14 protein-coding genes and 1 pseudogene are annotated in these 24,025 nt (G+C 51.4%); 8 read left to right on the top strand and 7 right to left on the bottom strand.

The window, feature by feature from the left end; all coding sequences use genetic code 11:
* Nucleotides 1–27 precede the first annotated feature (27 nt).
* The 5 genes from H8L32_RS15370 to glyQ all read right to left on the bottom strand — a co-directional run bounded on the left by H8L32_RS15370 (nt 28) and on the right by glyQ (nt 5,687).
* Nucleotides 28–942, bottom strand: coding sequence for a M48 family metallopeptidase (locus H8L32_RS15370; protein ID WP_230412240.1), 915 nt, complete (start codon nt 940–942; stop codon nt 28–30).
* A 173-nt stretch (nt 943–1,115) separates the two neighbouring features.
* Nucleotides 1,116–1,865, bottom strand: a complete 750-nt coding sequence (locus H8L32_RS15365) for a lysophospholipid acyltransferase family protein (protein WP_186948123.1) — start codon at nt 1,863–1,865, stop codon at nt 1,116–1,118.
* A gap of 32 nt (nt 1,866–1,897) precedes the next feature.
* Nucleotides 1,898–2,461, bottom strand: coding sequence for a D-glycero-beta-D-manno-heptose 1,7-bisphosphate 7-phosphatase (gene gmhB, locus H8L32_RS15360; protein ID WP_186948122.1), 564 nt, complete (start codon nt 2,459–2,461; stop codon nt 1,898–1,900).
* Between the two features lie 109 nt (nt 2,462–2,570).
* A complete protein-coding gene (glyS, locus tag H8L32_RS15355; RefSeq protein ID WP_186948121.1) occupies nt 2,571–4,655 on the bottom strand; it encodes a glycine--tRNA ligase subunit beta in 2,085 nt (694 codons plus the stop codon).
* Between the two features lie 69 nt (nt 4,656–4,724).
* The gene (glyQ, locus tag H8L32_RS15350; protein WP_230412239.1) at nt 4,725–5,687 is read right to left on the bottom strand and encodes a glycine--tRNA ligase subunit alpha; all 963 of its coding nucleotides are present in this window, start codon (nt 5,685–5,687) and stop codon (nt 4,725–4,727) included.
* 496 nt (nt 5,688–6,183) lie between these two features.
* Between glyQ and H8L32_RS15345 the strand changes: the two genes are divergently transcribed.
* Together H8L32_RS15345 and H8L32_RS15340 are read left to right on the top strand one after the other, a co-directional pair.
* Nucleotides 6,184–8,667 (top strand): GGDEF and EAL domain-containing protein, encoded by a 2,484-nt coding sequence (locus tag H8L32_RS15345; protein WP_186948120.1) that lies wholly within the window; start codon nt 6,184–6,186, stop codon nt 8,665–8,667.
* Complete coding sequence (locus H8L32_RS15340; protein WP_186948119.1) at nt 8,660–8,932, top strand: hypothetical protein; 273 nt, start codon at nt 8,660–8,662, stop codon at nt 8,930–8,932. The genes H8L32_RS15345 and H8L32_RS15340 overlap by 8 nt, the downstream gene beginning before the upstream one ends.
* Before the next feature lie 1,594 nt (nt 8,933–10,526).
* Here H8L32_RS15340 and H8L32_RS15335 read toward each other — a convergent pair.
* On the bottom strand, nt 10,527–10,964 hold the full coding sequence (locus H8L32_RS15335) for a PGDYG domain-containing protein (protein ID WP_186948118.1): 438 nt from the start codon (nt 10,962–10,964) through the stop codon (nt 10,527–10,529).
* A 193-nt stretch (nt 10,965–11,157) separates the two neighbouring features.
* Between H8L32_RS15335 and H8L32_RS15330 the strand changes: the two genes are divergently transcribed.
* The 3 genes from H8L32_RS15330 to H8L32_RS15320 are packed head-to-tail and all read left to right on the top strand — an operon-like array spanning nt 11,158 to nt 17,566.
* Entirely contained in the window at nt 11,158–12,546 is a 1,389-nt protein-coding gene (locus tag H8L32_RS15330; protein ID WP_186948117.1) for a toll/interleukin-1 receptor domain-containing protein, read from the top strand.
* Nucleotides 12,543–16,664, top strand: a complete 4,122-nt coding sequence (locus H8L32_RS15325) for a YHS domain-containing (seleno)protein (protein WP_186948116.1) — start codon at nt 12,543–12,545, stop codon at nt 16,662–16,664. Before H8L32_RS15330 ends, H8L32_RS15325 begins: the two co-directional genes overlap by 4 nt.
* A 14-nt stretch (nt 16,665–16,678) precedes the next feature.
* Nucleotides 16,679–17,566 carry a hypothetical protein gene (locus H8L32_RS15320; protein ID WP_186948115.1) on the top strand — a complete coding sequence of 296 codons (888 nt, stop codon included), beginning with the start codon at nt 16,679–16,681 and terminating at the stop codon, nt 17,564–17,566.
* Nucleotides 17,567–17,977: 411 nt separating this feature from the next.
* Here H8L32_RS15320 and H8L32_RS15315 read toward each other — a convergent pair.
* Nucleotides 17,978–18,304: pseudogene (locus tag H8L32_RS15315) on the bottom strand (helix-turn-helix domain-containing protein); the annotation flags it as partial.
* Nucleotides 18,305–18,695: 391 nt separating this feature from the next.
* Between H8L32_RS15315 and H8L32_RS15310 the strand changes: the two are divergent.
* From H8L32_RS15310 to H8L32_RS28170, 3 genes are all read left to right on the top strand, one after another.
* Nucleotides 18,696–19,274 carry a 3'-5' exonuclease gene (locus H8L32_RS15310; RefSeq protein WP_186948114.1) on the top strand — a complete coding sequence of 193 codons (579 nt, stop codon included), beginning with the start codon at nt 18,696–18,698 and terminating at the stop codon, nt 19,272–19,274.
* 60 nt (nt 19,275–19,334) lie between these two features.
* Complete coding sequence (locus tag H8L32_RS15305) at nt 19,335–20,105, top strand: hypothetical protein (RefSeq protein WP_186948113.1); 771 nt, start codon at nt 19,335–19,337, stop codon at nt 20,103–20,105.
* A gap of 131 nt (nt 20,106–20,236) precedes the next feature.
* On the top strand, nt 20,237–23,329 hold the full coding sequence (locus H8L32_RS28170) for a S9 family peptidase (RefSeq protein WP_222619374.1): 3,093 nt from the start codon (nt 20,237–20,239) through the stop codon (nt 23,327–23,329).
* Nucleotides 23,330–24,025 lie beyond the last annotated feature (696 nt).

The following is a 24,025-nucleotide window of genomic DNA, read 5'->3' as shown; positions in this document are numbered from 1 at the left end:
CATCAGTGCAGGATTGGCAATCAAGACTTAAAAGGCGGGCAGATCGGCGCTGGCATGCTGGCGCAACTTGTTGCGGGCCAGTTCAAAGTCGGGGAATACGGATTGTACCGTCGCCCAGAAACGCGGACTGTGATTCATTTCCCGCAGATGTGCCAGTTCATGCGCGACGACATAATCAATAATCATCGGTGAAAAATGAATCAGTCGCCAGTTCAGGCGTATTTTTCCTTGTGAGGTACAAGAACCCCAGCGCGTGGTCGCCGCTGACAGCGCCATGCTCTGATAGCGCACATTCAGTTTTTCTGCAAAGACCGGCAGGCGCTCATTGAATACCCGCTTGGCCTCCTGTTGCAACCAGGCTTGTACACGGTCTTTCAACTGCTGCTCGCCGGCATTGGCGGGCAGGTTGATGATCAGCGTGCCCTGGTCTGCCAGGAAATGGGTGCCACTGACAGAGGCTGGCGCTATCTGTAGCGTGATCTCACCACCCAGATAGGGGAGTTTTGCCCCATCTTTCCAGTGCATTTTTGGTTCCAGCTGACGTTGCGTACGGTCCCGGCGCTCGGTCAGCTTGCGTAATATCCAGCTTTGTTTCTCGTGTATGGCTGTTTCAATATCAGCTATGGTCACCCAACGCGGTGCCGTGATGCGCAAACCATCTTCATTGATCAGAAAACCGATGCTGCGGCGTTTCGAACGCTGCAAATCATATTCAAGCAAATAATCCTGTATCAGGATGCGCCGCTTGTTGCTGGTGTTGACAAAGGTGGATGGTGGCGGCGCGAGCGGACGCACTTCATCCTTCTGGACACTGTCTTTGGCTGGAGTGGGGGGACTGGCAGGTGCGGGACGCAGTTTGTCCGGCACCAGAAAATCACTGAATAAATCCAGTTGCAAAGCCATTTGTATGGCTTTGCCAATAGATGGAATGCGGGGTTTCATTTCAGCCTGGGTAATCCTGATTCAATATCACATGGAACTTTTGGCCAGCATTTTTTGCTGACATATTCAATAGTGTGACCTATTTTCAGGGTTTCGTGTTTTTGTGGCTGAAATTGAGAATTTCTTGAGGGGGAGGGGAATGGGCCGACGCAGATCGCATCAGCCCGGATAGCTTATCTGGCTTGCTCAGATTGATACACCTGCGGCGAAATCACGCGCATTTCTGCTTCTATCCATTTTTCCACTTCAGCCATCAGTTCAACTGCATTCATGTCATTGGGGGCTATCGGTTTACCGACAGACACAGTGACAGTACCTGGCAATTTGGTGAAAGAGTTTTTGGGCCAGCATTCGCCAGAATTTACCGCGATAGGTACAACCGGTGTATTTGTTTCCACTGCCAGACGGGCACCGCCGCCTTTGTACTGGCCTTTTTTACCCACGGCGATACGTGTACCTTCAGGGAACATGATGATCCACTGGCCATCGGCCAGGCGCTTGCGGCCCTGGGTGACGACGTGGGCGAAGGCATCCTTGCCCTTGCTGCGGTCAATAGGGATCATGCGCAGCATGGATATTGCCCAGCCAAAGAAGGGGATATAGGTGATTTCTTTTTTGAAGACGAATACCAGCGGACGCGGTGTTGCCATCAACAGAAAGATGGTTTCCCAGGCGGACTGATGTTTACATAGCAGGATGGCCGGTCCATCCGGGAAATTTTCAAAGCCTTTGGTCTGGTAGCGTATGCCACAAATGACTTTTGCTGCCCAGATGATGGTGACATTCCAGCGGGCCGTGATGTAATAGCGCTGGTTATACGGCAAAAACGCAAACAGCATACTGATGGGAGCCCAGACGATGGTCACTATGCCCATCACCAGCAAGAATATCAGTGAGCGTACAAAAAGGGTAAAACGAAGCATGTAGTCTCCAGTTGCGGCGATGCTGAAAGCGTTCAGATCGCGATATTAAATTCGGATGGTGAGTTTTCCACCAGTTTGTCCACCATCGCTGCCAGGTTGGGATAGACCTGCGTACCAGGGGGTAGCCCGCCTTTTTCCTGGGTTTTGGTGCCTTTGCCAGTCAATACCAGGTGCGGGATACAACCAACGACAAAACCCGCCTGCAGATCGCGCAGCGAATCACCGACGCAATGCACACCTTTCAGATTAATGTCATAGCGACGTGCAATTTCCTGCAACATTCCGGGCTTGGGTTTGCGGCAGTCGCAGTTTTCATCTGCCATATGTGGGCAGAAAAAAATCGCATCGATAGTGGCACCCAGTTGCTGGGCTGCGGTATGCATTTTCTGGTGTATCGCATTCAGGGTCGCCATATCAAACAGTTTTCGGCCTATACCAGACTGATTGGTGGCCACGACCACGCAATAACCTGCCTGGTTCAGGCGCGCAATTGCCTGTAGTGAACCGGGGATGGGTTTCCATTCATCGGGCGACTTGATAAAGTCATCCGAATCCTGATTGATGACGCCATCACGGTCAAGGATGATGAGTTTCATGGCCTGTCCTTCTCATTGGTCATCAGTAGGCATCGGTTTACAAGGACAGTGCCGCTGTTGCGGGTACTGTCCTTGCGTGCATGGTCTTGGTTTGTACTATATAACTTTATCAGGCGGCCAGCTTGGAAATGTCGGCTACCTGATTCATCATGCCATGCAGGCTGGCCAGCAAGGCGAGGCGGTTGTTACGCAAGGCCAGGTCTTCTGCATTCACCATCACATCATTGAAGAAACTGTCCACCGCTGCACGCAGGGCGGCCAGGGTTTTCAGGGCGCTGGTGAAATCACCTTTGGCAAAGGCTGCATCGACTTCTGGTTTGACATCGGCCATGGCTTTGGCCAGGGCCTGTTCTGCGGCTTCCTGCAACAGCGATGGATTCACTGCGCCTGGTGCAGCTTCGGCCTTCTTGAGGATATTGGTAATACGCTTGTTGGCAGCTGCCAGCGCTTCTGATTCTGGCAGGGCAGCAAAGGCTTGTACGGCTTGCAGGCGTTCAACGATGTTATCCAGCGTGTCTGGTTGCTGGGCAACCACGGCTTCCACTTCGCTTTGTGAAAAACCCTTGTCGCGCAATTGACCACGCAGGCGGTCAAACAGGAAGTTCAATACATCGGCTGTCGGGTCGGTGAAATTGGCATTGCCGGCAAACAGTGCCACGGCTTGTGTCAGCAAGGTGTTCAACGACAGGTTCAGGCGTTTTTCTACCAGCATGCGCAAGATGCCCAGCGCATGGCGACGCAGGGCAAATGGATCACGATCACCGGTAGGTTGCAAGCCTATGCCCCAGATACCGACCAGGGTTTCCAGTTTGTCTGCCAGGGCTACGGCAGTACCTGTCAGCGTTGCTGGCAGCGCATCACCGGCGAAACGTGGCTGATAATGTTCAGATGCGGCAGCGGCGACATCAGCGTGCTCGCCATCGTGCTGGGCATAGTAGGTACCCATGATGCCTTGTAGCTCAGGGAATTCACCTACCATGTCGGTCAGCAAATCGGTCTTGGCCAGCAGGGCGGCGCGTTCGGTCAGGGCGATGTCGCCTTTCAGGCTGGCAGCAATCTTTCCTGCCAGGGTTTTGACGCGTTGGGTACGTTCTGCCTGGCTGCCCAGCTTGTTGTGGTAAACCACGTTCGCCAGCAAAGGCAGGCGTGATTCCAGTGTCTTTTTCTTGTCTTGTTCAAAGAAGAATTTTGCATCTGACAGGCGCGGACGCACGACGCGTTCATTACCCTGGATGATATGTTGCGGGTCGCTGGTTTCCAGATTCGAGACGATCAGGAAACGTGAACGCAATTTGCCATTGGCATCCGTCAGGGCAAAATATTTCTGGTTGGTCTGCATGGTCAGGATCAGACATTCTTGCGGTACCGCCAAAAATTCCTGCTCGAAATTGCATTCGTACACGACTGGCCATTCCACCAGGGCGGTGACTTCATCCAGCAGGGCTTCTGGCATCAGTACCTGATCGCCACCGGCTTTGCCCAGCAGGGCAGCACGTATCTGTTCTTTACGCTCATTGAAGCTGGCGATGACCTTACCTTCGGTTTTCAGGTTGGCGGCATAGTCTTCAGCCTTGGCAATACTGACTTCACCAGCAGACAGGAAGCGATGGCCTTTGGTAATGCGGTCGCTGTTCAAACCCAGCAAAGACAAGGGTACGATATTGACACCATGCAGCGCAATGATCTTGTGCACAGGGCGCACAAAATGCACCGTATCACCATCCGGGCGTTGATAACTCATGACTTTCGGGATAGGCAGTTTGCCTATGGTGTCTTCCAGTGCAGTCTGCACGGCGGGTGCCAGCGCGGTACCTGCGGCTGTATAGCTGTAGAAGAAGCTCTCCGCCTTGCCATCAACAGCACGTTCCAGATCGCTGACTTGCAAATTGGGAAAGCCCAGCGCTGCCAGTTTCTTGGCCAGCGGTGGTGTGGCATTGCCAGCTGCATCCAGTGCAACGGATACCGGCAAGACTTTTTCACGCATCAGTTTGTCTGGCGATGTGGCACGTACGCCAGTGATGCTGACCGCCAGGCGGCGTGGTGATGCATAGCTGGTGGCGCTGGAATCAGCGTCGAGAAAATCGCGTGATTTCAAGCCAGCCACGATGCCGGCACTGAATGCCTCGCCCAGTTTGGCCAGTGCCTTGGGTGGCAGCTCTTCGGTAAATAATTCAACTAACAGTGTTTGGCTCATGTTTCTTATCCTACGTTCCGGCGCTGTGCCAGAATCTGTTTAATGATGTTCTTGTTGGCTATGCAGTGCTTATGCAGCGGCGACCGTAGTTGTAGTGACAGCGGCGGGAGCAGGCTTGTGCCTGTCATCTGCCGCGCACATGGGGAAGCCCAGTGCTTCACGCGATGCATAGTAAGCCGCAGCCACTGCACGCGACAGATTGCGGATGCGGCCTATGTAGGCGGCACGCTCGGTCACGGATATCGCTCCACGCGCATCCAGCAAGTTGAAGGTATGTGCCGCCTTCAAAATCATTTCATAGGCTGGCAGCGCCAGGGATTTCTCGGTCACTTCCAACAGGCGCTTGGCTTCTGCTTCGTAGTTGGTGAACAAAGAGAACAGGAAATCGGTATTGGAATATTCAAAATTGAAGGTCGATTGTTCGACTTCGTTTTGATGAAAAACATCGCCATAAGACAGGCGCACGGTCTGGCCATTTTCTTCACGTTCTGTCCATACCAGGTCGTATACGTTTTCCACGCCTTGCAAATACATGGCCAGACGTTCGATGCCGTAAGTAATTTCACCCAGGATAGGCTTGCAATCAATGCCGCCGACTTGCTGGAAGTAGGTGAACTGCGTGACTTCCATGCCATTGAGCCAGACTTCCCAGCCCAGACCCCAGGCACCCAGGGTAGGGTTTTCCCAGTCATCTTCCACAAAGCGAATGTCGTTTTGCTGCAAATCCAGACCCAGGGCCTTCAATGAACCCAGATACAGATCAAGAATATTTTCCGGTGCCGGTTTCAACACCACCTGATACTGGTAATAGTGTTGCAGACGGTTAGGGTTTTCGCCATAGCGGCCATCTTTAGGACGACGGGAAGGCTGTACATAGGCCGCACGCCATGGTTCCGGCCCGATGGCGCGCAAGAAAGTACCTGTGTGCGAAGTACCCGCACCCACTTCCATATCGTAAGGTTGCAACAGGGCGCAGCCTTGTTTGTCCCAGTAATCTTGTAATGTCAGGATAATTTGTTGAAATGTGAGCATCGTGCTATCTGCCTTTGTCACTTCTTGAAGAAGCGATGAATAAAGTTTGCCAAACCTTAGATTTTAACGGCTTTTGCGCTGTATAGGCTAATTTGCTTGATGTTGTTTTATTAATTTTAACCTGTAGATTGTTGAAATACTAAAGACCTTTCACCACAGAGACACATAGGCACAGAGAAATTCAAGGGAAAACCGAAAAAGATAAAAACAGGAAAATTATTCTTTTTGTAAATATTTTTTAAAAATCTGCGCAGTTCTCTATTTGTTTGAACGCAATTGCAGCATAAATAGACAGCGCTGCTTTGGCGGTTTTTGTTGCAATTCGTGTGGCTACAAGGTATAAAAATTCACTTGCCCAGTTAGGACTTACGCAAAATTGTCCCATCAAGGCGCAGCGACGAAGACAGTACTTTAGTACGGCTAGGAGCTGCAACGCAGATGGGGCGGTTTTGCGTAAGTCCGGAAAACAGCGTGTTGAACAGGAGACCGCGAAGCAATGGCTATTATCGACCAAACGAATGCTTTGGATGTCGAGTCACATCGGCTCGAAGAGTGGTATCTGTTGCTGGGGGAGATTTCCCATTGCCTGTGGTATTCGTCAGCGTTACCAGAGATGTTGCGTGGTTTTTGTCGCATCCTGGTACAGCGTGCCGGTTATCTGTGTGCTGAAATCGAACTGGATCTGGGCGACAAGTCAGAAATTTATCGTTTTCGTGCTGACAGGCAAGCTGAACAAGGCACGCAATATCTGGTGTTGCCGCTACAGCATTATGGCCATGCACTGGCGCAGTTGCGGGTAGGGGCGGAATTTGACCTCAGCAAAAACAGTGATGCCTACAACATACTCAGCCGCTTCGCAAAAGAACTGGCGCACGCCGTACACTCCCTGAGCAGCACACATGAGCACCACGATTTACAAGACAATATGGAAATGCTGGCATTATCCGTGCAGCAAAGTCCATTTGCCGTGGTGATCACCAATGCCGGCGGTGAACTGGAATATGGCAATGACAGTTTCTGTCGCATTTCTGGCTATCGGCTCAATGAAGTCCTGGGTCAGCATGTGTTCTGGAATTCTGGTGATCCAGCTGACGAGAAAGTCATGCGGGTTATTCTTGCCCTGAAAGTTGGCGAACACTGGCAGGGTGAAGTGCTCAGCCATCGCAAGGACGGTACGACGTATTGGGAAAGACAGATCGTCAGCCCGCTCTGCAATGCGGACGGTGTGATCACACATCTGGTGGCAGTCAAGCAGGACATCACTGACAGTAAATTCCAATTGAAGGAAGTCGAACAGGCTTTGCTCTTGCGCGAACAGGCACTGGTGTCGAGCAGCAATGGCATCATGATTACCCGTAGCGATGACAGCGATCATTCCATCGTCTATGTGAACCCGGCTTTCGAGAAAATCACTGGCTACACGGCGCAGGAAGTCATAGGGCGGGAAGGGCGGTTCCTGGTCCGGGAAGACCTGGCCCAGCCTGATTTGCAAGAGATACGCTCTGCCCTGCGTGAAAAAAGAGCGGGTTGTGCGCTATTGCGCAATTACCGCAAGGACGGCACACAGTTCTGGAATGAATTGCACATTTCGCCCGTCAAGGATGCCAGTGGTGCAGCCACTACACATTTTGTCAGTGTCATCAATGATGTCAGCGAACGTGTCAATTACCAGAAAGAGCTGGAATACCAGGCCACGCATGACAGTCTGACTGGTCTCGCCAATCGCAATTTATTGAATGACCGCATCACCCAGGCCATTGCCTGGGCCAAGCGCCAGGATCTGTCGGTGGGTCTGATGCTGCTTGATCTGGATCACTTCAAACTCATCAACGATGCATCCGGCCATGGTGCCGGAGATGAAATGCTGAAACAGGTTGCGCAAAGGCTCAGTCACTGTGTGCGCGAAACAGATACCGTCGCCCGCCTGGGCGGAGATGAGTTTGTCGTCATCCTCACCGATTTGCCAGAAACCAGTGATGTGGATGTTGTCGCCGAAAAAATCCTGGGCGCATTGTCACGTCCGTTTGAAATCAATGGGCATGATGTATTTGTGACGGCCAGTATTGGTATTTCCCTGTACCCCAGGGACGGTGACCATGGCGAGATACTGTTGCGCTATGCTGATATCGCCATGTACCGCGTCAAGGAACATGGACGCAACAGCGTGCGCCAGTTTATCCCTGAAATGGGCGTGACAGCCATCAGTCGCCTGAATATGGAAGGTGCCTTGCGGCGCGGGCTGGAGCGGCATGAATTTACCCTGCATTACCAGCCCAAGATAGAACTGGCCAGTGGCCGTATTGTTGGTGCCGAGGCGCTGGTGCGCTGGCATCACCCGCAGATAGGCTTGATACACCCCATAGAATTTATTCCACTGGCAGAAGAAACCGGGCTGATCATACCTCTGGGCGAATGGGTTCTGGCTGAAGCCTGCCGGCAGCAAGTGAGCTGGAAAAAAGCCGGTATGGCAGACCTCAAAATTGCCGTCAATATGTCGCCCCGGCAGTTCCGGCAAGAAGACCTGTCCGAAAGGGTGGCCAGTATTTTTACTGAAACCGGCGCTGACCCCGCACAAGTCACACTGGAACTGACCGAGAGCATGGTGATGCAGGATGTCAGCAGCACCCTGGTGGCACTGCGTGCGTTGAAAAACTTAGGTCTTTCGATTTCACTCGACGATTTTGGTACCGGCTATTCCAGTCTTTCCTACTTGCGGCGCTTTCCTATTGATGAACTGAAGATTGATAAATCCTTCATCAATGATATCCATGAAAATCCGGACGATGCAGCCATTGCCAGTGCCATCATCGCGATGGCGCTGAGCCTGGGTCTGAGCGTGGTTGCCGAAGGGGTGGAGAAGAAAGAACAGGCCGAACTTTTGCGCAAAATGGGCTGCAACCAGGTGCAGGGTTATTATTTTGGTCGGCCCATGGATGCTGCCGGTTTTACTATCAAATTCCGCGAGCACGTCAATGAATAAACTACTCTGGCGCACCGGCAAGGTGACAGAATTGCCAGACTTGCTGATGCTGGCAACCCTGGAGAAGTCGGCTGCCGTTGGCGCGGCCACGGTCTACCATTTCAAGCATGACGGACAGGAAAAGCTGGCGATTTCACTGCCCGATGGCCAGGCTCTGATCATTGAGGCCTTGTCCAGCACCAGACCACGCAGGCGGCGCATTGATCCTTTGAAAGCGGATCAAGCAGATGCATTGTCTGAAACTGCTGTTTTGCCATCCGATTAGCAAACGGAACAGCGCAAAAAGCACGAAAAACACGAAAGGAGTGAGGCCATATATTTGCACTGAACATGCGCATATGGCAACTTCATGTGCCCATCCTCACAATAACCCTCACACATCATCAAAGTTACGGCTTAACTTTGACGATTTCGTGTTAATGAGTTGATTTCTAATATCTTTTTAGTAAAAACGCATGGACTAAGGGATTTTTCGATACTTTTTAGGTAATTTCTTTGTCTCCAATTCCGTATCGTTCAATACGCAAAATATCGTGCACATTAGTGCTGTCACAATAATGCAATTTAAGATTGGCACTGATACTCATCGCATGGAAAATACTGGATTAAGCGCTACTTCGTAGCTCGCTAATCAGCTTGACTACCTTGGATTTATCTCTTGTACCAAGCCGGTGAAAATCAACCAGCAACTGCGCGAGCAAATCGTTATCAGCATAGAAATGTGCCACAGGTACATTCAACGCCTTGGCAATGTGCGTCATGATTTGAATATTAGGTACGTGAACACCACGCTCGTATTGATTGATTGATTAATTCTTGCAGATGCAGAATTTTCATCGATTCCTGCGGCAACATCTAAAGCCATTTGGGAAACTCCCATCATCTTTCTCGCTGCCTTTAATCGTGCTGGTAGCTGCGTCATCCCGATTCTTAGCCTAAATACTAAGATAATCTGAGTTTTTAGTTAACGTAACACTAAGACTTACTTAGTATTTTCCCTATTGCACGCTTATTTTTAATTATTTATTTTTCCCGGGACAGAACAATCATGCGACTGCACTCCCCATTTACAAAGGATGTCATCCGGGATAAGGACGCCTTCAAACTGGTTTGGAGCTTTAAGTTATATCGGTTTCTTACACGAATCACACTCACGTAACCGGTAGCGGGCACATTCATATTTTTGAGGGGAGTGGAAACGGAAATCAAAGATCAGGTCTAGGACTCAAGAGTGAACAGATATCTGGTATTTGACTGCAGATGGTAAAGAACGTGACATACGTCTTCCTGGCCGCTTATCGATCCGAGAGGGACATGTAATTTTTACTTTGTTAGAGGGCGAGCAGGTACTGATTAAATCTGGTTAAGTGAGTAATGTCGACAATGCTAGTGGTCTTTTCATTTCCCTATTTAATCGCTCCACGAGTCAATTTGTATGGAATAACCTTGAGGAATAGTACACGAAAATGGACCGAGACTTAGCGTGGATACCTAGTACATTTGTGATTTGCGTCTCGTTATGTGCAATCATTATTTATGGAATTGGTGTTATCACTACCGTTTATCTGATCCATCAGAGTTTCCGAGGAATGCACATTATCGTCGACCATCAATTAGCGCAGAAAAAAAGAATTGAGGGCGAATTGAAAAAATTAGTCCTCGAATGGAACAAGCAGAGAGATCTGCTATTCAAATAGACAAAAATACTGTTTATGCTGCTGCGATAAAAGCCACAATGCGCCAAATTGCCGCATATTAGCCGCAACTGGAAGGCGTCCTGCCAGAGGATGTATATTTTTGCCTAACGCGCTTGGAGCAATATAAATCCCTCCCTAACAAACTGCTGGTGGCCTCAATATTTAGGTACGCACCCACAAACTTGGCCGATAAGACTGCGCAAAGATAAGCTTATCTACAACACTAAGATGACCAATAGCCGTCTGCACCACCCAATCGCCCGCCTTGCCAGTTAGGAAAACCAACCCATCAGCGGTAACAGGCACGCGAAACGCATAAGGCAATTGCGTAGCGAGTACCGATTTTACCTTTACGTACCAGCCTGCCTTACCTTCCACTGGCCGATACCACTCATCAAATTGATTGCGTTCCACAGGCCATTGCTCACCTTGGATGCCAAGCAACAGTGCGTCGCCAACCCGATAGGGCACTTTTCCTTCCAGCGTTTGTAGCAAACCATCAGTTTTAGCGAAGCTGACGTAGACCTCAACAGTCTTTACAAAGCTTAGCGCTCCGGCATCAATGCTCAATACACTAACTATAGGGAGTTCCTGGCCCATGCATTTGCCTTAGCTCGAGCATTCTTCAGTGATTTTTTGTCTTTTATGCCACAAACTTTTAATCTTCACTTTAAATTGTAATTGTAATTTACTACAATCAGCAACTCGGGCTATTTGCACATGTCTTGCCCTTTGATTTGTCCATCATACATCAGATCGAATTCAAAGAAGGGGCTGTGCTATGCAAGGGTCTATGACGGATAGCGATTGGCGCGACTTGCTTGACGAGATCGATGCGGGTCGTGTGGTGCCAGTGATTGGTTCGGCTCTCATCACTGTTCCCGACGAATTTGGTATTCAGAAGCCGTTGTACACGCTGCTCGCCCAGCGGCTGGCAACCGAGCTTGGCCTAAGCGAGCCGCAAACGTATGCGACGACTGGTGCTGCGGCCGCAGCGCATGTATTGTCCGGGCGTGAACGAATTCCGATCTACCGAAGCTTGCGCATGCTTCTAAAGACAATCGATGCTCAGCTTTCAGCGTCTGCCCCTGATGGCCGCTATCTCTCCCCTTCATTGAGCCAGCTTGCCAGAATACGTGGGTTCGGGCTGTACCTCGGCACCACGCCCGATCATCACATGCTAACAGCTCTTCGTGCTGGGCGTCCATCCTTCGATGCCCAGCGTCATCATGTTGTTTTTCATCCGAACGAGGCACCAGCCGAGCGCGATCTGCCTACGGCAAAGCTACGCGGTGGCGATGCCTACCTTTACCAGCTACTTGGCGATCAAGACGCGCAGCAGTGCCGAGACTTCGCTGTTTGGGAAGAAGACCTGATGGAGTTCGTCTGTGGGCTGCTCGAACATGCCGATCAGTTGAAGAACTTGTTCAATGCGCTCAAGGAACGCAGCCTGCTCTTTCTCGGTGCGCCAGCCGACGACTGGACAGTACGTTTTCTACTACGTGTGGTGCGCGGCGAACGCCTAAGTAGCCGTAGTCGCGATCACATTGGTGAATATATCGCCGACGATGGTCCGGAGCTTAGCCGTTCGACCGTGTTGTACTTCGACCAAGCCGTAAAGACCACACGCCTCGTTCGCGGCAATCCGAATGACTTTGTTGCCGAATTGTTCTCGCGCTGGCAGCAGACCTTCGGCGTGGAGGCCGATGATCGTCGTTTCCTAGAATCACTACCGCGCGATATGCCTGCTGGCGCTGTGTTTATTTCGTATGCCAATGAAGACCTCGCCGTTGCGCTAAATGTCGCGCGCGCCCTGCATGCCGCTGCTGTGTCGGTGTGGATAGATCGCCGTCAACTACAAGCTGGCCAGCTCTATGACGAGCGGCTGGAAGCCGCAGTCAGGCTGCGCAGTAGTCTGTTCATAGCACTGGTTTCGAGCGCCAGCGAGTCTAACGCCGACCGCTACGTCCATCGCGAAAGGGAGTGGGCGGCACAACGGCAAGGTGGGCTCACCGAGGAGTTTTATCTACCGGTGCTGGTAGATATTGCCTCGCCTAAAGACGTACGCCTAGAGCCACAAGTCGCGATGCGACGACACTTCCACAACTTGGGCGATGATGGCCTGAATGAGTTGGCGCGCCGGGTGGGTGACCTGCACCGGGCTCGCGGGAGCCGCACATGACATCTACCTCACAAATGGACACAGTTGACGTCAACCCAGATCGCCCGTGGCTGGGCCTGTCATCGTTTACCGAACAGACACGCACACTGTTCTTTGGCCGCGATCGGGAGATTCAGGAATTACTTGACCGCATTGAATCTCTGCCGCTCACTGTGCTCTTTGGCCTATCGGGGCGGGGCAAGTCCTCTCTGCTCGGTGCTGGCATAGTGCCGCGTTTGCGAGAGAATGGAGCCCGCCCGGTTGTGGTTCGCTTGCGCTACGACGGCCAGCCGCTGATCGTTCAAATCCGTGATGCGTGGGATCAGGCTTTGGGGTGCGAGGCGAGCGAGCGCACACTATGGGAACGTGCCCACAGCCGGAAGGATTTTGTTGAACTACGCGCACATCCGCCGGTGATTGTGCTGGACCAGTTTGAAGAGGTGTTCACAGTAGGCCAGTCGCAAGGCACCGAACTGCAGTTGCTGTTCAGGGAACTCGCCGGTCTGGTGGAGAACCGTGTACCACTGGAGTTGCGTGAACGATTGGCGGATGATGACGAGTTTGCGTCCCGGTTCATTGAACAGATCACTCCTGCCCGCTTGGTCATCACGCTGCGCGAAGATTTTCTTGCCCAATTGGAGGCATGGAAGGGCCAACTGCCCGCGCTGATGCGCAACCGAATGGTACTCCATCCACTGAACGGCCCGCAAGCACTCGACGCTGTGGTGCAGCCCGGCAGTCTAGGAAGCCGTCAGCTAGTGGATAAAACGACAGCAGCAGCGATCGTTCGCTTTGTTGCCCAAGTGCGTGACGACGCACCCTTGAGCGAGATTGAGGCTGTACCGCCTTTGCTGAGTTTACTGTGCTTTGAATTGAACGAAGTACGCTTACAGACGGGCGAAGAACGCATCACCCTTGATCAGCTACGCGAGCAAGGTTCTAATATCTTGCAGAATTTCTATATTCGATGCTTCGAGGGCTTGCCTGAGTCTGTGCGCGACGTGATTGAAAGCCCGCTGATCGTCAGCGAAAGCGGGCACCGCAACAGTTGTCCGCATGTGGACTTGATACTTGCACTGCAAGCAGGCGGCGTGATGGCGCACGAGGCAGAGTCTGCTCTAACAAAATTGATGGACGCGCGTCTATTGACCCAAGAGCGCATCGGTGCCACCCAGCGGATTGAATTAACCCACGACCTGCTTGCCCCGCTGGTAGTGAAATCGCGCAATGAACGTCGCGCCAACCAGCAACTGGCAGTGGCCGAAGCCAGCCGCAACGCGGCTGAACAACGAACACGCGAACTGGAGCAGGGACGCAAGCTGCTACAACGCTGGGTGGCCACCACCTCGGTGTTGGCTATTGTCGCCGTTGTTGCGCTGGTTTTCGCCTGGAACTCAGAGCGGCACGCCACCAACAACCTCACGCTGGCAGAGAAACAGACGGCACTCGTGAAACAAGAATCTGTGCGGGCATTGCACGCCGAGACCGATGCGAAAGAAAAGAGCGCACAGGCAGAACTGGAGGCGGACAAGGCACAACGGGCCGAAGTGAAGGTAAACCAAAGTTATGCAGAACTTAAGGCGCAGACCGATGCCCTGCAAAAGTCGCAAACGGTGACCGCCGAAACTCTGGCCATTGCGCGCCAAAACATCGACGACGTGCTCAACACGCTTGAACGTCCCGACATGGACGATGTCCACGGTTTTGGCGAAATCGAGCGAGAACTCCTCGGTAAGCTGGTGCCTCTGGAACGTCAATTGAGCGACAAGCTGGGCTCGGACCAGTCGCCTGCCGGCCTGCTACGCACGGCTCGCCTCAAGACGCGGGCGGCCGTTCAGCTTAACAGAGCGGGGGATCAGCTCGGTGCAGCCAAAGCTTGGCAACAAGTGCACGAATACATTGCCCAATTGCCCGAGCGGCAGGTGTCCCCACAATTACATGAGGTGCACTTCCTAGCAATCTATCGCCTGTTCATGCTTTCTCGTCTCCTAGATAATTTTGACAAGCAGGCACTTGTCAAGTCCACGCAAGCACTGCTGGAACGGACCCGCACCATACCAAACGGTGAGTATTGGCGGGAAGCAGTGTTCGATCCAATCGCCAGTTATCTCCGCGAGCAGGGCAATGTTATGGAAGCGATAGCGGCGCTGGAAAAGACTTGCGCGCAACTCGAAGGGCAAGTCGGCCAGTACCCCGACAATCGTGCCGCACTGGAGGGGCTGATTGTCATGCAACAAGGACTACATGATGCACTTACACATGCAGGTAAAAACGATGAAGCCTTGCGGATGAACTTGGCTAGAGAAAGCTCTATCCACCTTGGTCGCAAGCGATTCCCTCGCTCAACATCCATGGCCCGCCAACATTTGGTACTGGTCTTTAGTCAGCTATATAGTGCCTTGAACGCAAAGTCTGCGACTACTCATGCAACTCTGGCTGCCGAAGCCCAAACCATCATCGACCGTTTTCGTGGCGCCCGCACTGACAAAACTTTCGAGGCGGCCGAAGCAAGTTTACTCTTGCAGCGTGCCAAATTCGAGCTCTATGTAAACGAAGATGCGACGCGAGCGAGCGAACTGAGTCTGGCCAGTCTAAAGGCATATGGAACTCTCTACAACCAACGAATTGTAGAGTTGCAAAACTTCGACGAGACGGGAAACAGCATGGCCGCTTTTTCAGCAGCCTTGGAAAAACTAGAAGAACAGGCCAAACCGCAAGAGCGCGCTACGCTCATAGTGCGTCATGGCCTTGAGCTGGGCAAGCTGAGTGCGCCCTTCCTTTCCTGCGCTCGCTTCATGGGGCCAAATGCACAGTGCAGCACACTGGTACGGAGCGCGACCATTAAGGCAATTGAGCTGTTGAAGAACGACCGCCCGGATCATGTGGCAAAGCTGATAGCGGAGCGTAAATCGCTGTTTGACGTTTCTGCGCGTCAAATGCAGGCCGTAGACAAAAAACTACCGCCCCAAATTCCACATCAAGACCGGCCATCGACCGAGCCTCTCTTTGAACTATGTGGCTTGAAACGCGACCTTGGCAATGCACTGCGTGGAACGGCTCAACCAGCAGCATTGCGAGACGAATTGCGCGCAGCAGCGGCAGACTGCCTCGCCTGGGCTGATCAGTATGACTGGGACTTTTATCTACGCGGTAGTGCAGGCGGTTTGATGAACGCGCTATCGATGCTTGAAGAACAAATGGGCGCACTTGCCGATGCGCGTGCAACAGCCAAACGCTGCTGGGATGCAGCCCTACTGGGCTGTCGCGACCGCTACCTTAGTATGGTGCGTGAGGGGCGCGGCGGGAAGAAGGACGAGGCATTGGCTACGCAGATCGAAAAAGTTAGTATTAATATGAAGCGCTTTACGATCCCCGTCAAAGCCAAGACCACCCCCAAGGATGGGCTCACTTTTCCATTTCAGGTCTACATTGTTGGAGTTTCCGGCAATCGGCGTTATAAGGGTATTGAGGATCAGGCCATTTGGCTGCTGCGCAATCGTGGCTTAGTGATTCCTCAAGATGTTCGGGATTCGTTTCTCAAGCTGGAACAGATTGCGAAAGACAATAATCTTTCGTTCCCCGAACTAGCTATGTACGCACTCAATGCAGCTCAAGCCGAGACCATTACTGACGCAGAGATTTTGGCCATCCGCCAAGAGATGAAGCGAGCGGCGTTTAAGGCCGATGCCCGCATTGCGTCAGACAACAGCGGTGTGGCCTTGGCCGGTGACGATATGGTGGAGTTGTTTGAGCAGGAAAAGTCAGTCAGAGGATCGCATCAATTCCGTCATTTCTATGCCGGTGCGATATGGCTGTTTAAGGATGCCAACAACCACGATCGCTTTGCCGCTGCACCGCAAAACTTCTTACCGGAATTTGGCGGCCATTGCATTGGGCGCCTGATGATAGGACTCAAGGAACCTGGGTCTACGCAATTCCCGATACGCCACGAAGGGCGCCTATACCTAGCCTGCTCTCAGAATATACTAAATGAAGTACTGAAAGACGTGGCGGGCATTGTGTCCTCCGCTCAAATCCAATGGAATCGCTTAGCCGATCAACCAGGTACGAAGACGCCGATGACTGCCTTGGGACAACGCCTCGAGCAGGCCGAGACCTCAGGTAAGACAACAAAATAACTTGAGGTCTCCCAATGCTAGAAATGATATACACACAGTACTTGAAGATCGTGACTAAAGTTGGTATGGGTCGGGAGGAGAATGCCGCTCGCTCGCCTGCGCTTGGGTTAGCCCACGATGAGGCTGACAACGCAAAATTTACCTACGAGGAATCTGATGCTAAGGCACTGTTATTCGGAAATAGATACCGGGGGCTTGGCTTAACCGTAGGTCTGCTGGCCATTTGTGTGATGTTCTGCGCCATTGCTCCTTATGGTTTTGTCTTGTCGCACGAGGATGCCTGGCTATTTGGGACCGTCGAATTGGGCCTGCTCATCGTGATGTCGGTGTTGATCTTGCATGGAAGTCGCTCTCGACTGCGCCAGGACTGGATCAAGTTCCGGCGCATCGCAGAAGCGAAGCGATACGAATTCTTGAATGAGCAGATTGACATTGCACGTACGAGCAACGGCCTAGCAAACATGGCAGAGGTAGCAGAGAATGTTCGGCATATCGTAGATGATCAGCGGGAATATAACCAATCCAAAGCAAAGCTTTATCACAATGTTCACCATGCGGGCAACCTATTTTCTTGGGCATCCTTGGCGCTTGGCATTGTTGGCGGAGGAGTTCACGTGATAGGGTATGAAGCGCATTGGCTAATTTTTCTGACAACCTTCGCGCCCGCCGTCGCCGGCATTGTCCACGGCATCCACAATTTTTTGCGCATTGACAAGCTTGCTGAAGCACACGAATTGACGGCGGAGTACATGCAAGAGATTTTGCAAAAGCTTGACCAGATTTCCGGTGAGCGTCAAGGTGATGACTTGGCCGATTTGGCAGAACTAACCAGAACACTATTGACACACCGCGACGTCGAATGGAGCAAGCAGGCTGAAAGACTGGATATCAAACCCATTTGAGTGCGGAAAAAATTGGCATACACGCTAGCGTGTGTTGATATTTACCTCAACCCAATCGCCGAGGCGATAACTATTTTGACACCGGGGGGCCTAGTAACCCTTGAGCCGCCTAAAGGCGGCTACAGTCCCAATTTCATTTGATCGTTTCGCTCACCTATTTTAAGGGGACAGCCGCTTTAAAATTTGACCGAGTTATCCGCCCAAAAATTTTGTAGCTCTAATTCTGTCCCATCGAATTTATCACGATCACAATGTCTAATTCCTTCGACGATATGCGGCAGCGGGCTTACCTCTCCGTCGGTGTGTTGCCAGATGGGCCACCGCGACCAAACTTTTGGTAGGAGTGGAGCTGCGCAATCCAAAGCCAACACTGTGTTTGCTAGCTGAATTGACCTTGTCAGTTTGATCCACCTTCCACTTCCTGGCGAAGGCTGCCACCGGGTCATACGACCCTTCAAATCCCAGTTCTTTCAGATCCAGATGAAGTTGTTTTAAGCTTCGTCGCTGCTTCCGATTTTTACCCGCCTCGGTTTTAAGCCAGCTTGAAAGCTGTAATGCATATTTATCGATGGCGCTTGTTGTTTGTCGATCCGCATAGGCTGGCTCTGTGACTTCAGAGCGCAGATAGCGCCGGACAGTGTTGCGAGAGATGCCCAGTCGTCTGGCGATCTCCCGTAATGGAATCTGGTCACGAATTTGCCAGCGTCGAATAATACCTAGTAATGCCACGTCAATCACTCCTGTCCCCTACTCATCAAGATAAGTAGGATTGTGTGCTAAACGTGGGTCAATTTTCAGTGTAAATTAACAACTTTGGCAATGATAAAATGACATTTTCGCTAAAAGTTGGCTTAACTTTGACGATTTAAGCTATTTTTAAGTTACACAAACTATTTCTAACTCATTGTTTTTATTGATATGAACAGTTCGCTTAACTTTGACGATGGGCACATGCTCTTTACCTGCGGTCTTTGCTGCGCATGTTACGAGTAAGGATATTTTTAGGAAATTATAAAAAAGATATTGATTTGTTGGGATATGGGGGCTTCAAAAAGGAATTTCCAGATTTTTTCAGGCTGTGTTGCCCACAGCGACAGCCAGATACCCGCATTTCCCTTATCATGCTGGCATGACAGAAGATCAGGTAATTTCCCTCCCCCCTTACCCGGGCATACAGGCCAGCGACGTGTTCCTGGTACAGACAGCAGCAGATGCTGAACAGGCTTACGCCCATATGTGTGATGCCGATATCCTGGGTTTTGATACCGAATCCAAGCCGGTCTTTTTTAAAGGCCAGCAATCCGATGGTCCCCATCTGATACAACTGGCAACCGACACCAGGGCGTATTTGTTTCCAGTGGTGAAGGCCATCAATACCGATGCCGTACGCGCCTTGCTCGAATCCAAAGTAATACTGAAGGTTGGTTTTGGCCTGGGTGATGATGTCAAAAGACTAAAAATCAAGCTGGGCATCACCCCGCTGAATGTCCTTGACCTGGCACGCGTCATGCGCGAAAGCAAGCAAAGTGACATGGGAGCCAAGGCGGCAGTTGCCAAATTTTTTGGCATGAATCTGCAAAAATCAAAGAAAACCTCAACCTCCAACTGGGCTGCTCCGTTGAATGACAGGCAAATCATGTATGCGGCCAATGATGCGCAAGTGGCATTGCTGGTCTACCGCAAATGGCTATCTGGCCGTCCAGGCTGAACTATTCCGCGTAGCGATGGTCTGACCCGGCTGATTCTTGAATAATGCAATGGGGATTTCATGTCGCTAAAAAAGAAGTTGCTGGTATTGAGTGCGACCTGCCTGCTCAGTGCGGCCGCTACTGCGGCCAGAGCCGACGGATTGAGTGACCTGAAAGCCGCTTTGGCCCGTTTGCCAGGACAATCGCCAGTCAAAGCCCTGGTCGAAGCAAAAACCTGGAGTCGCCAGGGCGAAGGCAAAGAGCAGGAAGAACAGAACGGTCAGGCCAGCATCCTGCTGGAAGACAGCCCACGTGGCTTGCAGCTCTTGTTTGGCAAGGATTTGCTGGCCCGGCTGGAAGTGGAAGAACGCGCGCGTGAAAAAGACCCCAAAGCCAAAACCCCTGGTCTGGCTGCCATACGCGAAGTCAATGCATCCGAATTGCGCCCCATGATTTCAGCGGCGGGCAATCTGACGCGGGCAATGGAAAAAGCCATATTCAAAACCGAAAAGACAGAAACCTACAATGGCAAGCCGGCACGCTTGCTGAGCTTCGAAATACCGGTCGACAAGCTGACCGAAAAAGAACGCAAGTACGTAAAGAAATTTGAAGGCAGTCTGGATATCTGGATCGCTGCTGATGGCACACCCATTGCCAGTCGCATGCATCAGGCTATTTCAGGACGTGCATTTGTCGTCATCAGTTTCGAAACAAAAAATGAAGAAGATCTGGTCTATGGCCTGAGCGGTGACCGTCTCATCGTTATAAAAAAAGAAACGCATAACAGCGGTTCAGGTGCCGGTGAAAAAGGCGAAATGCGCGTGACAAAAACTTTGCAACTGCAATCCTGAATCACAAAATAAGCCGGATAATATAAATTTTTTTTGCAGACAACGGTGATCCTGTCTGCTCGTGTCATTAATTCAAGTAATGCCAACCAACATCAACTAACACCAACAAAACAAGAAGAAAGGTTTTCTCAGTGAACATCGTGCATCCACGTTTTTTGCCATTTTCTGATATGCCCTCCATCCCGTCTTCAACGCGCCAGCTTTGTGCCATCGCTCTGCTGATAGGTCTGAGTTTTGGTATGCATACCCCGACTGTCCACGCGGCTGCCTTGCAGGCTGAGGCTACTGCTGGCAGCGCAATCCCGGTATCTGCCAAAAAAATCATCACCCATGATGTATATGCCAACTGGCGCAGCATACAGGGCAATGTCATCAGCCGTGATGGTAACTGGGCGGCCTATGCCCTGGTCGGACAAGAATCGGACGGTGAGGTCGTAGTAAAGAATCTTAAGGATGGCCGCGAATGGCGTGCCCCGCGTGGTACTGCGCCAGTGTTCAGCGCAGATGGCCGCTATGTGGCTTTTGCAGTGGCAGCCACACGCGTGGAACTGGACAAGGCAAAGAAAGAAAAGAAGAAGGGGGATGAGCTTCCCAAATCTGGCCTGGGCATCATGGACCTCGCCACTGGTAAAATCGAACATATAGAACGAGTCAAACGTTTCGCCTGGCCGGAAGAAGGTGGTAATTTCCTCGCCGTCTTGCTGGATGCACCGAAAGAAGTAAAGAAAGACGCGAAGAAAGAAGCCGAAGCTGCCAGCAAGGATGATGAATATGCTGACGATGATCAGCAGGCCGCTGCAACTGGGACTGCAACTGCGGCTGCGGCTGCCGCCAGGAAAAAAGAATCAGGCACAGAATTTCTTTTGATTGACGTCGCCAATGCGAAACGCACTAGCTACAAGGACGTGGCAGATTTTACCTGGTCCAAGAATGGTGAATTGCTGGCCTTTAATGTGCTGACCAAAGATGCCACCAAAGAAGGTGCACGCGAAGGTATTTATCTCGTCAGCCCACAAGAAACCACGGCACGCTACATCATGGCAGGCGCGGGCAGCTACAAACACCTGCGCTTTGATGAGGCAGGACGCCAACTGGCCTTTGTCAGCAATCGTGATGACCTGGCAAAGAAACGTGCTGAAGCCGATAAGGCCGGCAAAAAAAATGCTGATGCAGACAAGTCTGATAAAGCAGACAAGGACATCACCGCCTTCAACCTGTATTACTGGCGTGCTGGCGATACAGAAGCCAAAGCCATCGTCACCGTAGACACAGCAGGTTTGCCAGCAGGCTGGTTACCCAGTGAACATGCCAGCCTGAGCTTCAGCAAGGATGGTCAGCGCCTGTTCTTTGGCACTGCAGAACTGGCAAAAGCTGATCCTAAAGATGCACCGGAGCCATTCAAGGTTGATCTCTGGCACTGGAAAGACCCCGAGCTGCAATCCATGCAAAAGGTCAAGGCAGAAAAAGAAAAACAGCGCAGTTACAAGGCCGTATTCCATATAGGCGAACAACGTTTCGTGCAGCTTGCCAATAAAACCATTCCCAATGTTCTGGTGAATGATAATCCTCGTTTTGCCATGGGTGCCAGTGATGTACCTTACAAGATGCAACAATCCTGGGATGCCCTGTATCACGATGCCTATGCGGTAGATTTACAAACTGGGCAGGCACGCTTGCTGGTGCAAAAATTGCGTTACGTACCGAGCCTGTCACCTGGCGGAAAATATGTGCTGGCTTTTGATGCGAATAACAGTATCTGGTTCAGTTGGTCTACCGCTGATGGGAGCAAGACCAATCTGACAGGAAAAATCAAGGCACGCTTTGAAGATGCCAAGCGTGACACGCCAGAGGTCAAGGATGCCTATGGTTTTGCCGGCTGGACTGAAGACGATGCCAGTGTGGTTTTATATGATCAATTCGATCTGTGGGAAGTCAATCCGCAAAACCAGTCCAGTCGCAATCTGACTGCTGGTTACGGTCGCAAGCATAGTCTGGAACTGCGCTATGTACCTGTCGACATGGAGAAGAAACCACCTGCTGACGAACCTTCGCCGGTTGCCGAAGCCAAGGCTTTGCCGACCGATTCCTGGATACTGGCCGCGACCAATGAAACGAATCGTTCCACTGGTTATTATCAGCAAAATCCCAAATCAGGTGAGCCAGTAAAACTGATACACGCAGATAAAATGATTGCCGGCCTGATCAAGGCCAAGAACGCAGACAAGGTCTTGTTCACGCAGCAAAGTTTTACAGAGTTTCCAGATTTGTGGAGTAGTAATCTGGCTTTGCAGAACCCGCAAAAAATCAGTAATGCCAATCCGCAGCAAGCCCAATTCAACTGGGGCAAGCAAGAGATGATTGAATATACCAGTCTGGATGGCAAGAAGCTGAAAGCACTGCTGGCCAAGCCTGAGAATTTTGATCCGGCAAAAAAATACCCGATGATGGTCTACATCTATGAAAACATGTCGGACAATCTGCATCGCTATGTTCCGCCTGCACCGAGCCAAAACATCAATGTCACCCGTTATCTGAGCAATGGCTACATCGTGTTGCGTCCGGACATCGTGTACAAGACCGGTCATCCAGGCAAGAGTGCCTATAACGCCGTGATACCGGCAGTACAAAAAGTGCTGGCGCAAGGCTATGTCGATCCCAAACGTGTCGGCATACAGGGTCATAGCTGGGGTGCTTACCAGATCAATTACCTGATCACGCAAACCAATATGTTCCGCGCGGTGGAAGCTGGCGCATCGATGGCGAATATGATCAGTGGTTATGGCGGTATACGCTGGGGCACCGGTATGAGCCGTGCCTTCCAGTATGAAAAACAGCAAAGTCGCATGGGTGGCGCACCCTGGAACAAGACTGCGGAATATATAGAAAATTCACCGATATTCCATATCGAAAAAGTACAGACTCCTTATCTGACCATCCACAATGATGATGACGATGCAGTACCTTGGTACCAGGCCATAGAATTTTTCACCGCCTTGCGCCAGTTGGGCAAGGAAGCCTACTGGTTCAATTTCAATGGTGAAAAGCATGGCTTGAAAGAGCGCGACAACATGAAGTATTACACCGTGCACATGGCGGAGTTCTTTGACCATTATTTGCTGGGTAGCCCGCGTCCGGAATGGATGGATAAGCCGGTGCCTTATCTGGAGCGGGGGAAGAGGGATGTGATGGGGCAGTTCAAGCCTTTGGGGGCGAAGGCTGAATAGTATGGCAGGGCCATTCATGGCTCTTTGCTATATGGCATATTGTGAACCTTGGATTGGTGTTGACTCCTTCTCCTTCAAGGAGAAGGATGGGATGAGGATGGGGTTCTGTCAATAAACTGCAATCATCATATTGTTGCTCCAGCGAAGGCTGGAGGCTACCGGGCTGGCGCTCCAGCGGTGTTCGTTGTGTGCCCCGTACTTTGATTAAATGATTGTCCTCCGTGGACACAAGCCGGATTCGAGGTAAACAACGGCAATCACAGTCTCGTCGCTCCAGCGAAGGCTGGAGCCCAGCGGCGTTGCTTGTATGCCGTACTTTAATTAAATGATTGCCCTTCGTGGACACAAGCGGGGTCTCGGTCAAGCAACAGCAATCATCATATCGTCGCTCCAGCGTAGGCTGGAGCCCAGCGGCGTTGCTTACATGCCGTACTTTGATTAAATGATTGCCCTTCGTGGACACAAGCCGGGTCTCGGCCCGGCGGCCGAGATACTTTCTTTTGCTTCGCCAAAATAAAGTATCCAAAGAAAAGGCGACCGCAGACTCGCCCTTCGGGTGTTTACGCTACGCTTCAGCATAATTTGTGCATCCCAAAAAATGGGAAGATCCGCAACTCGCTTCGCTCAAACATCGGATCTTCTTTTTCCATTTTCTGTGAAGCACAAATTACATCGTCCCAAGCGGATTAAAGTCAA

It is taken from the genome of Undibacterium hunanense, from assembly GCF_014284335.1.
GTDB classification, from domain to species: domain Bacteria; phylum Pseudomonadota; class Gammaproteobacteria; order Burkholderiales; family Burkholderiaceae_D; genus Undibacterium; species Undibacterium hunanense.
Note: the sequence above shows the minus strand (reverse complement) of the source record. Positions and strands in the feature narration are given on the sequence as shown.

Coding starts and splice junctions, on each gene's coding strand:
- H8L32_RS15330 (WP_186948117.1), top strand. CDS start 11,158: ATGACGGATAGCGATTGGCGCGACTTGCTTGACGAGATCGATGCGGGT.
- gmhB (WP_186948122.1), bottom strand. CDS start 2,461: ATGAAACTCATCATCCTTGACCGTGATGGCGTCATCAATCAGGATTCG.
- H8L32_RS15370 (WP_230412240.1), bottom strand. CDS start 942: ATGAAACCCCGCATTCCATCTATTGGCAAAGCCATACAAATGGCTTTG.
- H8L32_RS15345 (WP_186948120.1), top strand. CDS start 6,184: ATGGCTATTATCGACCAAACGAATGCTTTGGATGTCGAGTCACATCGG.
- H8L32_RS15305 (WP_186948113.1), top strand. CDS start 19,335: ATGTCGCTAAAAAAGAAGTTGCTGGTATTGAGTGCGACCTGCCTGCTC.
- glyQ (WP_230412239.1), bottom strand. CDS start 5,687: ATGCTCACATTTCAACAAATTATCCTGACATTACAAGATTACTGGGAC.
- H8L32_RS15310 (WP_186948114.1), top strand. CDS start 18,696: ATGACAGAAGATCAGGTAATTTCCCTCCCCCCTTACCCGGGCATACAG.
- glyS (WP_186948121.1), bottom strand. CDS start 4,655: ATGAGCCAAACACTGTTAGTTGAATTATTTACCGAAGAGCTGCCACCC.
- H8L32_RS15325 (WP_186948116.1), top strand. CDS start 12,543: ATGACATCTACCTCACAAATGGACACAGTTGACGTCAACCCAGATCGC.
- H8L32_RS15340 (WP_186948119.1), top strand. CDS start 8,660: ATGAATAAACTACTCTGGCGCACCGGCAAGGTGACAGAATTGCCAGAC.
- H8L32_RS15335 (WP_186948118.1), bottom strand. CDS start 10,964: ATGGGCCAGGAACTCCCTATAGTTAGTGTATTGAGCATTGATGCCGGA.
- H8L32_RS15365 (WP_186948123.1), bottom strand. CDS start 1,865: ATGCTTCGTTTTACCCTTTTTGTACGCTCACTGATATTCTTGCTGGTG.
- H8L32_RS15320 (WP_186948115.1), top strand. CDS start 16,679: ATGCTAGAAATGATATACACACAGTACTTGAAGATCGTGACTAAAGTT.